This window comes from Bradyrhizobium sp. CCGUVB4N (assembly GCF_024199945.1).
Classification (GTDB): domain Bacteria; phylum Pseudomonadota; class Alphaproteobacteria; order Rhizobiales; family Xanthobacteraceae; genus Bradyrhizobium.
Window position 1 is genome coordinate 518471 of sequence record NZ_JANADP010000001.1, and the last position, 12264, is coordinate 530734.

Below are 12264 nucleotides of genomic sequence, written 5' to 3' on the forward strand. Positions count from 1 at the left end.
AACGGGGCGAGGGAGAAGGACAAACCGCGCCTCACGGTGCCCTTTGCGGCATCACAAAGGTCTGGCCGGGATAGATCAGATTGGGATTGTGGATCTTGTCACGGTTGGCGTTGACGATCAGCGCGTAGCGGTTGCCGTCGCCATAAGCGAGACGGCTGAGCGCCCAGAGGCTGTCGCCGCGAGACACCACGCGGCTGCCGCCGGCTTCCGCCGGCGCGGTGCTGAGGGCGTCCGCGGCCGAGGCGGATGCGACCGTCGCACCCGCTGCAGGCACCCGTGCCATGGACCTGGGCTTGGGCGTGCCCATCATGCGCGGCCGAGACGCGGACCGGTCGGGTATCGCGGCCAGGCGCGGCGCCGGCAGCGACGCGACCACGTCCGATTTGTCTTCTTGCGGCTTGGCGTCCTGCTTCGCAACCGGCGTGACGCGCGCGGGTGGCGGTGCGACTTCGGCAACAACCACCGGCATGGTGCGGCTGGATTGCGTGACGGTGCCATCGGGCGCCTTGGCGCGCAGCGTCAGCTCATAGCTGCCGGCGGGAAGCTTCGGCGGGGTCATCACGAACTGGCCCGACGCATCGGCCACCACACTGTCGAGCGGCTGGCCATCACGCAGCAGCTCGACCTTCGAACCCGGCGCGGCCTGGCCCGCGATCACCGCGGCCTCGCCATGATCGTCGACGCGGGCGACGTCGAAACGGGGGCCGGTGTCCTTGACGGCCGGCTGCGGCTTGGCCGGCGCGATGTCGGCCAGCGCCGCGACCTGCTTCTGGGTCTCGGCAAGCGCGCCCGCTTTCGGCGCGTCGACGGGTGCCGGCGAGGCGGATGGCGCAACCCCGGCGAGCTTCGGTTCTTCAGCGTTCTGCTCTGTCTTGGGCTCGGCCTTGGAGTCGGTCTTGGGTTCGGCCTTGGCTTGTGCGCTGGCCTCCGCCTTCACCTCAGGCTTGGAATCAGGTTTGGCGACGACCGCGACTTCGGTGCCCGTCCCGCCCGGCAGCAGACGGCGCAGCTCGGTCGGGCCGATCACCAGGACGGTGCCGCCCACCGCGAGCAGACAGAATGCAATGAAGGCCTTGGATGCGGTGATCATCAGTCGTCAAACCTCAGGTCGCAAATCAACTCCGGCAAAGTGCGCCGTTTTGGCTACGGCAGCAAGACGTTCAATGGGATGAACCGAGCTACCCCCTGCCGCGTCAAATGGGCGAGGCCGCACTGCGGCATTTTCTTAAGGATTTTTCTCGTGACCGCATTTTATCGCGCCGCGCCATGGCTGGCGCTTGCGCTGATGCTCGTCGCCGCCCCCGCGCGCGCTGCCTCCGGCCCGCCGTCCGGTTTTGTCCTCACCGACGATGCCGATCTCGCCTTCACCTCGCCCGACGGCGCCACCAAGCTCGAGCAGTATATGAAGGACGGCGGTAATTGGGACGTCAAATGGCAGGTCTGGGCGCGGCACGGCGACCAGATGACCGAGCTGAAGCCGGAGCAGGGCTATGGTGCCGGCTTCCGCTTCACCAGCGACTCGCAATGGCTGGTGCGGATGCAGAAGACCGGCTCGGGCGAGCAGGATCTGTTTCTTTACCATGTCGAGAACGGCGCCTTCGTCAGCGCCACCCGGAAGTCGCTCAGCGATCTCGCCTGGGACTATTTTCACAGCCGGCCCGATACGAAGACCATGAAGCTCGACTACCACATCTCGGCCAATCTCATGAAAGGTACCGAGGACGCCTATCGCTGGCTCGGCGTCGACTGGCCCAACAACCGCTACCTCCTGATCTCGCTGTCGGGCGAGATGGACAAGCATCCGAAGAACGTCGCCGTGAAGGGACTGGCCGACTGGAAGTGTCGCTATGATCTCAAGACCGGCAAGTTCGATGTGCCGGCGATGTTCGCCAAGACCAACGCGGAAGCGCTGAACTGGGAGATCAAGCGGTGACGTTTCATCGCCTGCCTCATCGCTTGCCGCGCGGGGGCATCAACTCCCTGATTTTGTTCCGATTCACATTTTCCTAACCCTGACTGGTAACGGGGTCTTGTCGGTTTTGCTGCATCTTGCATCCCACGGGAGGACGGGATGGGCGCATCAATCCGATGGACCGCGCGCTTGCGCGTGCTGCTTCGCCAATGGCGGGGCGCGCCGCTGACGTGGCTGATCGTCGGCGGCTTCGTGCTGATGGCGGCGATGGCCATCGGCACCGGACTCACCGTGGACCGCTTCCGCCAGAACGCCATCGAGAGCGGCCGCGACAGCCTGGAAAGCTCCGTCCGTCTGCTTGCCCGCCATTTCGACCGCGAGTTCGAGGACTTTGCGGTACTCCAGAAGAGCATCATCGCCGAACTCGAAGGCCATGGCATCGATTCCGCCGACGTGTTCCGCAGCGAGATGGCGACGCTCGCCATGCATGAGGTGTTGCGCACCAAGGCCAGCGGCTGGTCCGACGTCGCCGGCGCCAACGTGTTCGATTCCCGGGGCACGCTGATCAACTCGTCGAAGCGGTGGCCGGTCGCCGATATCTCGATCGCCGATCGCGGCTTCTTTCAACGTCTCGCGAACGACCCGGCTTCGCAGGAAGAGATCGAGGTCGTGCCCGGCCGGTTCGGCAATGGTCCGGCGATCGTGATCGCGCGACGCGTGTCGGGCCCGCATGGCGAATTCCTCGGCCTGGTGTCGCGGGCGATTACGCCGGAGCAGCTCGAATCCTTCTTTGCCTCGACCGGTCTCGGCGAGGAATCCTCGATCGCGATGCATCACCAGAACGGTCAGTTGCTGGCGCGCGTTCCGCATGTCGACGCCATGATCGGGCAGAACTACCGCACCGGCTCGCCGGAGCAGATGGCCGTGTTCGAGCGCACCTTCGTCACGACGCAGCTCACGAGCCCGATCGACGGCAAGGACCGTATCGTCGCCTCGCGCATGCTGACCGGCGAACCGCTGGTCGTGGTCGCCACCAAATCGCTGGACGCGACGCTCACCACCTGGCGCACCCAGACCAAATTCTTCGTTGCCGTCGCCGTGCTGTCGATCGGCCTGCTCGTGCTCACGCTGTTCCTGATCTTCCGCCAAGTGACGCGGCGCGTCTCGCTGGAGAAGCAGCGGCTCGACACCGCCATGAACACGATGACGCAGGGCCTATTGATGTTCGACCAGGACGAGCGGCTGATCGTCTGCAATCGCCGCTACATCGACATGTACGGGCTCTCGACCGCGGTGGTGAAACCCGGCGCCTATTTCCGCGACGTGATCCAGCATCGCGCCGACACCGGCTCGTTCGACGGCGACGTCGATTCCTATTGCGACGACATCCTGAACAGCGTCGGACGGATCCAGAGCAACATCGTCGAGACCTCCGACGGCCGCCTGATCGAGATCAAGAACCAGCCCGGCGCGGCCGGCGGCTGGCTCGCCACCCACGACGACGTCACCGAGCGCATCCGTGCCGACGAGCGCATCGCGCATATGGCGCATTACGACGCGCTGACCGACCTGCCCAACCGCGTGCTGATGCGCGGGCATCTGGAACGGCGCGTGGCGGAGCTTGCCCAAGGCAATCCGTTTGCGATCCTCTACATCGACGTCGACGAGTTCAAAGGCGTCAACGATTCGCTCGGCCACGAGGTCGGCGACGAATTGCTGCGCCAGGTCGCCGGCCGCCTGCGCGCCTGCGTCAGCGGCAACGATCTGGTGGCGCGTCTCGGCGGCGACGAGTTCGCCATCGTCAAGGCCGGCACCTGCGACCAGGCCGCACTGAGTGCGCTCGCCGAACAGATCCTGACGTCGCTGCGCATGCCGGTGGACTGCAAGGGCCAGGAGATCACGACCGATGCCAGCATCGGCATCGCGATCGCGCCCGACCACGGCGACAATCTCGAAGACCTGCTCAAGCGCGCCGATCTCGCGATGTACGCCGCGAAGTCGGAAGGACGCGGCACCTTCCGTATCTTCGTGAGCGAATACGACGCCAAGGCGCGGCAGCGCCGCCAGCTCGAGCTCGATCTGCGCCAGGCGCTCGCGCGCGGCGAGTTCGAGGTGCACTACCAGCCGCTGGTCGATCTCTCCGCCAATGTCGTCAACGGCTGCGAGGCGCTGCTGCGCTGGCGCCATCCGGAGCGCGGTATGGTCTCGCCCGCGGACTTCATTCCGGTCGCGGAAGACACCGGCCTGATCGGCGAGATCGGCGAATGGGTGCTGAAGCAGGCCTGCACGGAAGCCGCCTCGTGGCCCGGCGACATCCACATCGCGGTCAACGTTTCGCCGGTGCAGTTCCGATCCAAGACGCTGGCGCTGAAGGTCGCCGCCGCACTCGCCGAGTCAGGCCTCGCGCCGGGACGGCTCGAGCTGGAGATCACCGAGACCGTGCTGATCCGCGACGACGAGGAGGCGCTGACCATCCTGCAGCAGCTGCGCGAGCTCGGCGTGCGCATCGCGCTCGACGATTTCGGCACCGGCTATTCGTCGCTGAGCTATCTGCACCGTTTCCCCTTCGACAAGATCAAGATCGACCGCAGTTTCATCAGCGACATCGGCCAATCCGAGGATTCCTCGCCGATCGTCCAGGCCGTGGTGCACATGGCCGCCGCCCGCCACATGGCGACGACGGCGGAAGGCGTCGAGACCGAGGCGCAGCGCGAAGTGCTGCGGCAGCTCGGCTGCAGCCAGATGCAGGGCTGGCTGTTCAGCCCGGCGGTGCCGGCGGCGAAGCTGAAATTGTTGCTGTCGAAGCAGGCGGCCGCGGCTTAAAGCGCGCGTACCGCTAGCGGGCAGGCGTGCGGACCAGGCTGTCGACGACGCCCGAGCCCTCGGCGACCAGATCCTGGCCGCTCATCCAGACATCGCCGCTCGCGATCTTCCGCCGCATCATGGCAAGCCAGGCCGGGTTGACGCCGCGGATGTCGAAATCGGTGTGGAAGAAATCGTCAGTGATCGCGGTCTCGAGGGTCTTGACCATTTGCGAGAGGGCAGCTCGGTCGGAGTCACTGAACTCTTTCCGCTTCAGATTTTCCTTGGCGCTCCGATCCAGGCTGACCTGGTGAAACATGAAATAGGCTTCGGGGTCGGCGTTGCGCTCGCGGCCTGTGAGAAAGATCGGAACGCACATGGAGGCGCAGACGCCGGCCTTCTCGACCAGGGTGTCGATCGCCCGGTCGCGTGTGCGGATCGCGGCGACGACCTTGCGCCCGTGCTCGACCGAGCCGCCCGGCGAATTGAGAATGAGGACGAGGTTGCGTTGATCCGTCTTGTAACGATCGAGCGCCGCCGCGACACGTTCGCTCATCGGCTCCTGCACGGGCCCGCTCCAGCCCAGCAGGATGCGATCCGGCTCCTCGCGCACGGACAGGGTTTGCCGAGATGCCATATCGCCGGAGCCCGAGGGCAATTGGAAGTAGCCCCAGACGAGCAGGATGCCGCCGATCCAGACCAGGGTCTTGAGCAGTGTCACGGCGCAGGACGCTTTTATGGGTTGAATGAATTGAGTGCGCGCCAGAATAGGAGCAGCGCAGTGAAATCAAACAGGGCCAGCATGCCCGCCAGGACTACAAACGACAGCGTACGATTCCAGAGCTTGGTCTCCGCGGCGTAGAAGATCGAGACCGCCGAGCGGTCGGTCGTCGAGCGCACCGGCACCAGGGCTTCGCCGCCACCGCTCGAAAAAAGCATCATGAAGCTGTGAGGGATCGGCGCCTGATCAGGCCTGGCGACCGATTTGATCTTGGCGTTGCAGGTGGTGATCACGAAGTTGAATCGTTCGCACTTCCCATCCGTGACCTGCAGATCGTACGCCGGCTGCCAGGTCCCGGCCAGCCGATGGTCGCGCCAGAGGTCCGGACCATAGCTGACCAGGTGGAAGTAAAGCCCCGCGCTGCAAGCCACCAGGATGATGAACCAGCGAAGCGGGCTGACACCGCCGGCCATCTCATTGGCCACCGGGCTTGAAGTGACGGTCGCGCCGGCATTGACTGCCTGTGCAGCCGCACCAACTCCGGATTGACGCTTGCCGAACGCCATTGCGGTAACTCCCGACATGCAGATCGGCTGCAATCTAGGGATGCAACCCATAAGATTGGCCTAAAACGTATCGGCAAATTCTCAGGATACGGACGTCGATGGCGCGCGATCAGGGCTCGTCGGGGTCGCCGACCAGTCCACGCAGCTGCTCGATGTCGATGATCGAACCTTCGAAGGTCGAAACCACCGGCTCCAGCGATTGATCGTCGCCGAGCAGCCTGTCGACCGTGCTCACTACGTCCGAGGCACTGCGCGCGACGACCGTCAGCGATCCAACTTTGACGAGGAAGGGCAAGCGCTACTCCGGCATCCGCAGGCCAGGCGAGACCGGCCGTTCGCTCGTGGGCGCACGGTCGAGACCGAGCGGCCCGGCCTCTGCGGCCAGGCGCTGTTGCAAGGATCGGCCTTGTCCGAACCGTCGTCGCGTCTGCATCGGGAGCATCCCAAACTCCCTGCCCGGCTCGAACTATACCCGGCGATGCGAGTCTCGCAACCCATTGTTTTAAAAAGAGTATTCTGCTCATAAGCCGATTTTCAGGGAGTTTGAGGAACTTTAGGCAAATGAGTGAATTGAGTAATTTACTAACCCAACAGTGCCCAACCCACTGCAGCGAGAAAGGCCATGCAGGATCTCCGCGGAGAACGTCTTCAAATCATGCTCACCCCGGAAGAGCTTTCGCTCATTGATGATTTCAGGTTTGCCCACCGCATGCCGACCCGGGCGGCGGCGATTCGGGAGTTGCTCAAGCTGGGGCTCGCCGCCAAGCCGGTGCAGGCCGATGGCAGCCGCTCCAGCCATTACGGTCTGTTCGACCGCGGACCCGATGGACACAAGCCGAGCGGCGAGGGCAACCAGGAGCCGGGCTAGTCCAGCCAGGTTAGTCCAGCCAAGTTAATCCAGTCGGGCGTGCTCATGCCGGCACGCGCGTTCAGCGTTCGCTCAGACAGGTGCGGTTACATCAGTCTCGATCTTCCGCACCTTGTATTCGCGCGGCGTTTCCATATCTCACTGGCATGATGCAGCTCACTCTCGTTCAGGACCAGGCGATACAGGCGTTGATGGCAGGCGCCGTCGGCGCCGACACATTCGATCGCCTCTTTGCAGGCATCCGTTTCGACAGGCTCGACGGTACGATGCTCTATGCCTTCGCCAAGGACGAGGAGATCGCATCCGACATCGAGGACGGTTATTCGATCTACATTGCCGCTGTCGCATCGCGTGTGCTGAAGCGCCAGGTCGATGTCGTCGTCGTGATGCCGAAGGTCCTGCAGTAGATAACCCCGACAGTGCACGCAGACCGACCGGCGCAGGCGTGACCTCCGCCTGAAACCACGCTACCCTCTTGGGACAAGAACAAGAGGAAACGCCAATCGTGTACGACTACATTATCGTGGGCGGCGGCTCGGCGGGGTCCGTGCTGGCCCACCGGCTCTCCGCCAGGAGCGCCAACAAGGTCCTGCTGTGCGAAGCCGGACAGGACACACCACCCGGCAATGAACCCGCCGAAATCCGCGACAGCTATCCCGGCACCGCCTATTTCGATCCGCGCTTCCACTGGACGGAATTGAAGGTCACGACGCAGGTCGTCAGCCACAACAATCCGAACGAAGCGCGTCCGCCGTTGCGCAAATACGAGCAGGCGCGCGTGCTCGGCGGCGGCTCCTCGATCAACGGCCAGATGGCCAATCGCGGCGCACCGACCGACTACGACGAATGGGACGCGCGCGGGGCCTCCGGCTGGACCTGGAACGACGTGCTGCCGTTCTTCAAGAAGGTCGAGCGCGACCTCGATTTCGACGGCCCGTATCACGGCAAGGACGGCCGCATTCCCGTGCGCCGCATTCCGCGCGAGCACTGGACCCGGCATTCGCAGGCCTTCGCCGATGCCTTCGATCAGGCCGGCCATCGATATCTGCCGGATCAGAACGGCGAATTCGTCGACGGTTATTTCCCGGTGACGCATTCCAACCAGGCCGAGCAGCGCGTCTCGGCCGCGATGGGCTATCTCGATCGCGACACGCGCAAGCGTTCGAACCTGACGGTCTCCACCCACACGCAGGTGAGAGAGCTGATCTTCGACGGCACGCAATGCGTCGGCGTGAAGGCCGTCGTCGACGGTCGCGCGCAGGAATTCCGCGGACGCGAGATCATTCTCTCCTCTGGTGCCATCCATTCGCCGGCGCATCTGTTGCGCGCCGGCATCGGCCCGGTCGGCCACCTCAAGGATATGGGCATCCCGGTGCGGATGGGGCTCGCCGGCGTCGGCCAGCGCCTGATGGATCATCCTTCGATCTCGCTGTCGTCCTTCGTCCGCCGCGGCGCGCGCATGAACGAGCACACGCGGCGCCACATGCAGCTTGGCCTGCGTTATTCGTCGGGCCTCGCGGGCGTGCCGAAGGGCGACATGTTCGTCGTCCTGCTCAGCAAGTCCGCCTGGCATGCGGTCGGGGAGCAGATCGGCTCGCTGCTGACCTTCGTCAACAAGACCTATTCGGAGACCGGACAGGTCAAGCTCGCCTCGCGCGATCCGTCGGCCGAGCCGATCGTCGAGTTCAATCTCCTGTCCGACCGGCGCGATCTCGAGCGCCTGATGAGCGGCTTCCGCAAGATGGCGGCCATCCAGATGAGCGACATCGTGAAGAAGGTGACGGACAAGCCGTTTCCGGCCGCCTATACCGACAAGGTCCGCAAGATCGGCGTGGTCAACACCAGGAACAGGATCTTGACCAGGATCGCCGCGACGCTGATGGACGGGCCGGCGGCGCTGCGCCACTACATGATCGATAATTTCGTCGTCGAAGGCTTCACCTTCGACCAGGTGATCAACGACGACGAGGCGCTGGAAGCCTTCGTGCGCAAGGCGACCATCGGCGTGTGGCACGCCTCGTGCTCATGCCGCATGGGCCGGGCCGACGATCCGATGGCGGTGGTCGACGCCCAGGGCCGCGTCAAGGGCATCCAGGGCCTGCGCGTCGTCGACGCCTCGATCTTCCCGGTGGTGCCGTGCGCCAACACCAATTTTCCGGTGCTGATGTCGGCGGAGAAGATCGCGGCCGGGATGATGCAGTGATCGGCTTCCGTGTCCCGGGCGCAGCGCAGCGTGCAACGTTGCGCTGCTGAACCGGGACCCAGGATGCCTCGGCATGGGCCCCGGCTCTGCAGCGCATCACTTCGTGCTGCGCAGCGTCCGGGGCACGAGATCGTAACTAGCTCACGCCGCCCGGAGATCGCCGACGAAGCGGTCGACGTCGCGCTTGAGATCGTCCGACAGGCGCGCCAGCATCTTGGCGGAATCCAGCACTTCGCCGGCGGCTGCCCCCGTCTGCCCTGCGGCCTGCGAGACGCCGGAGATGTGCCGCGAGACTTCGTTGGTGCCTTGGGAAGCCTGCTGCACGTTGCGCGCGATCTCGCGCGTTGCGGCGCCCTGCTCCTCGACCGCGGCGGCGATCGCAGCCGCGATCTCGTTGACGCGCTGGATGGTGGTGCCGATCGACTGGATCGCGGTCACCGACGACTTGGTCGCGCCCTGGATCGCGGCGACCTGCCCGGTGATCTCCTCGGTCGCTTTCGCCGTTTGGGTCGCGAGGTTCTTCACCTCGGATGCGACCACCGCAAAACCACGGCCGGCTTCGCCCGCGCGCGCCGCCTCGATGGTGGCGTTGAGCGCGAGCAGATTGGTCTGTTCCGCAATGCCGGTGATCAGCGCGACGACATCGCCGATGCGCTGGGCGGCATCGGCGAGCGCCTGCACCTCGGTATTGGTGCGATCGGCTTCGCTGGCGGCGGCGCCTGCAATGCTGGAGGATTCCGCGACCTGACGGCTGATCTCGGTGATTGAGGCCGAGAGCTCTTCGGTGGCCGCCGCAACCGTCTGAACGTTGGAGGAGGCATCGCCCGACAGGCTCGCGACCGAGGCCGCCTTGGACGAACCCTGCTCGGCGGTCGACGACATCGACTGCGCGGTGGCGTTGAGCTCGCCGGAGGCCGAGGCCAGCGTGTGCAGCGATTCCGTGACGGTCTTCTCGAACTGCTCGATCAAGCCGTCGACGGCATGCTGGCGCCGCTCCTTCCGGCCCTGCTCGGCCGCCTGCTCCTCGGCGAGGCGATCGCCGGTGATCATGTTCTCCCTGAACACCGACACCGCACGGGACATTTCCCCGATCTCGTCGCCGCGCTCGATGCCGGCGAGCTCGATCGCATAGTCACGCTCGGCAAGGGAGCGCATCGCCTGCGTCAGCTTGCGGATCGGCGCGCTGACGCGGCGGTTCACCAGGATGAAGCCGAACACCGTGATGGCGAGCGCGACCAGCATCATGCCGCCATTGAGCGCGAGGCTCCATTTCGCCGATGTCATCTGCTGACCGGCGCGGGAGACCATTTCAGCCAGCGCGGCCTGGCCGGCCTCGACGGTGTAATTGAGGATTGCGGTGTTGAGCTTGGAGAGATCCTCGACCTTGATGTCGATGGTCTGGTTGTTGCTCAGCGCCTTGATGAAGCCCTGCTGGCGCTCGGTCATGGCGGCGGCCTCGCCCTGCTTCGAGCGCGCGATCACGTCGGTGAGGCTGGCCGGCGCATCAGGGCGCGCCGCGACATCCAGCACCTGGCTCCAGGCCTGCTTGGCGCGGCCGGTGTCCTCGGCGGCGCCGACCATGTCGGCGGCGCTCCACGGCTTGCCGGCCGCGGCTGCGGCTTCGAGACGGATGGCGACGGAGCCACCGTTCGCACGCGCCGCCCAGGCCGACTGCTTGATGCCGAGGAGATGATCGACCACGGGATCGGTGAGCTTGAGCGCGTTCTCGATCTCGCCGGTCAGCGCCAGAATGGCATCGAGATAATCCTGCGCGCCCTTGCGAAACTCGTCGCCGACCTTGGCGTCACGCGTGGCCTTCGGCTGATGGATGGCGCCTTCCGCCTTGGTCCGCAACGGCACGAGGGCGTCGTGGATCGCGACCAGCTTGCTGGTGCCGGCGGCCAGACGGGAATCGCTCACGCCCGCGAGGCGGTCGAGCACGTTCTTGTAGGCGGCCTCCGATACGGCGCGGTTGGTGGCGATGCGGTCGTCGGCATTGGAATTGGCCGGGGCGTCCGCCACCAGCGCCGACAGGAAGGTGCCGCGCTCGAGCCGGAAGCCGAGCAGGGTCGCAAACAGCTGCTGGTCGGTGCTGGCGAAGCGCTCGACCTTCTGCGCCGCGTTGTTGCGCTCGATGGCGCCGAACAGCCCGGTCGAGAGCTGCCCGACCAGGAACAGGCCGAGGACGCCGATGATGGCGCCGAGAACCGAACGAATGGAGGGATTGCCGAACAATGCCATGGGGAGCGCCGGATCTCTGAATCTGAAAAAGATGCAGAAAAATACCGGCGTGCCCCTAAGATTTGGTTCACCACATCTACCCGGGTCCGCAGGCCGCGCGCGAGCGAGGCCCGATCGGTAGCCGGGGAGGGCTGGCTAGCTCAGGTCGCGCGGTTCATTTCGCCCGTCTGGCGGCCTGGATCTCGACGAACTCGGCGTCCGGATGCGTAACGATGGTCGTGAACATGATGCCGCTGATGATGAGCGACCAGGCGGTGTCCCAATAAATCCAAAACACTTTCCAGCCTCCGTTTTGCCAGCCTCCGTTTGGCGTCCTCCGCCCGCGGGACCGGAGTAACGGCGCGACAAGGCTGCCGTTCCCTGGAGATCCCGTGGCCGGGCCTCGGCTCGAGCAGGAGCCGACGAAGCTTAGCGCTTTCTGGTGTTGGTCGGCGATACCTTGCGATCGGTTTGATCGGCCTGACCGGTGTGGCGCTTTGCCACGACGTCTTCATCCCGCGGGCCTTCACGCGGGCGCGGCGGCGGCTTGGGCTGGCCGGACTGGCCGCCGTGCTTGCCGCCCATATCGGGTTTGCCTTCGAGGTCGTTTTCGCGGGGCATGCCGGGTCAATGCGCGCGGCCGGCAATGGTTCTTAATTAACCCGCACGGTATCGGCTGTGAACGAGTTCATACGCTCGCCGCCTTTTGCAGTGCAGGATGGCCGAACCCTGGACGGACGGATTTGGCCTGATGCGGAAGCAACTCGTCGCCTGGACTATCCTGACCTCGGCCCTGGTCGCGGTCGCGGTCTGGACCGTGCTCGGCCCGCCCGACCGTCCCGCCGGCCCGCATCTGCCCTCGCGCGACCTGACGGCTGCGGTGCGTTAACGCCCGCAACCGCACCGATACAATTTCGGCATCGATCGATCCCAATTGGATTTTGGTACAGCGGAACACGAGCCGCTATCTTC

At 65.1% G+C, this 12264-nt stretch carries 13 protein-coding genes; 6 read left to right on the forward strand and 7 right to left on the reverse strand.

The features are described from left to right. Positions 1-31: 31 nt before the first annotated feature. Entirely contained in the window at positions 32-1090 is a 1059-nt protein-coding gene (locus NLM31_RS02465; RefSeq protein WP_254191349.1) for a LysM peptidoglycan-binding domain-containing protein, read from the reverse strand. Between the two features lie 150 nt (positions 1091-1240). Here NLM31_RS02465 and NLM31_RS02470 point away from each other — a divergent pair, with 150 nt between their 5' ends. Then, positions 1241-1933 (forward strand): hypothetical protein, encoded by a 693-nt coding sequence (locus NLM31_RS02470; protein ID WP_254191350.1) that lies wholly within the window; start codon positions 1241-1243, stop codon positions 1931-1933. Positions 1934-2071: 138 nt separating this feature from the next. After that, entirely contained in the window at positions 2072-4735 is a 2664-nt protein-coding gene (locus tag NLM31_RS02475) for an EAL domain-containing protein (RefSeq protein ID WP_254127741.1), read from the forward strand. 13 nt (positions 4736-4748) lie between these two features. Here NLM31_RS02475 and NLM31_RS02480 read toward each other — a convergent pair whose 3' ends face one another. From NLM31_RS02480 to NLM31_RS02490, 3 genes are all read right to left on the reverse strand, one after another. Next, positions 4749-5435: an ATP-dependent Clp protease proteolytic subunit gene (locus NLM31_RS02480; protein ID WP_254127742.1), complete on the reverse strand. Its 687-nt coding sequence runs from the start codon at positions 5433-5435 to the stop codon at positions 4749-4751. A 14-nt stretch (positions 5436-5449) separates the two neighbouring features. Next, positions 5450-6001 (reverse strand): hypothetical protein, encoded by a 552-nt coding sequence (locus NLM31_RS02485; protein WP_254127743.1) that lies wholly within the window; start codon positions 5999-6001, stop codon positions 5450-5452. 109 nt (positions 6002-6110) lie between these two features. Further along, complete coding sequence (locus NLM31_RS02490) at positions 6111-6296, reverse strand: hypothetical protein (protein ID WP_254127744.1); 186 nt, start codon at positions 6294-6296, stop codon at positions 6111-6113. 327 nt (positions 6297-6623) lie between these two features. Between NLM31_RS02490 and NLM31_RS02495 the strand changes: the two genes are divergently transcribed. The 3 genes from NLM31_RS02495 (at position 6624) to NLM31_RS02505 (ending at position 9072) form a co-directional block, all read left to right on the forward strand. Further along, positions 6624-6869, forward strand: coding sequence for a hypothetical protein (locus tag NLM31_RS02495; protein WP_254127745.1), 246 nt, complete (start codon positions 6624-6626; stop codon positions 6867-6869). 191 nt (positions 6870-7060) lie between these two features. Beyond that, positions 7061-7276, forward strand: a complete 216-nt coding sequence (locus NLM31_RS02500) for a hypothetical protein (RefSeq protein WP_254191351.1) — start codon at positions 7061-7063, stop codon at positions 7274-7276. Between the two features lie 98 nt (positions 7277-7374). Further along, positions 7375-9072, forward strand: a complete 1698-nt coding sequence (locus NLM31_RS02505; protein WP_254127747.1) for a GMC family oxidoreductase — start codon at positions 7375-7377, stop codon at positions 9070-9072. Positions 9073-9213: 141 nt separating this feature from the next. On the opposite strand, the gene NLM31_RS02510 is transcribed toward NLM31_RS02505, so the two are convergent. From NLM31_RS02510 to NLM31_RS02515, 3 genes are all read right to left on the reverse strand, one after another. Then, a complete protein-coding gene (locus tag NLM31_RS02510) occupies positions 9214-11313 on the reverse strand; it encodes a methyl-accepting chemotaxis protein (protein WP_254191352.1) in 2100 nt (699 codons plus the stop codon). A gap of 154 nt (positions 11314-11467) precedes the next feature. After that, on the reverse strand, positions 11468-11590 hold the full coding sequence (locus NLM31_RS42925; RefSeq protein WP_283048043.1) for a hypothetical protein: 123 nt from the start codon (positions 11588-11590) through the stop codon (positions 11468-11470). A 131-nt stretch (positions 11591-11721) separates the two neighbouring features. After that, positions 11722-11913 carry a hypothetical protein gene (locus tag NLM31_RS02515; RefSeq protein ID WP_254127749.1) on the reverse strand — a complete coding sequence of 64 codons (192 nt, stop codon included), beginning with the start codon at positions 11911-11913 and terminating at the stop codon, positions 11722-11724. A 130-nt stretch (positions 11914-12043) separates the two neighbouring features. Between NLM31_RS02515 and NLM31_RS02520 the strand changes: the two genes are divergently transcribed. Further along, the gene (locus NLM31_RS02520) at positions 12044-12181 is read left to right on the forward strand and encodes a hypothetical protein (RefSeq protein ID WP_254191353.1); all 138 of its coding nucleotides are present in this window, start codon (positions 12044-12046) and stop codon (positions 12179-12181) included. Positions 12182-12264: the final 83 nt, after the last annotated feature.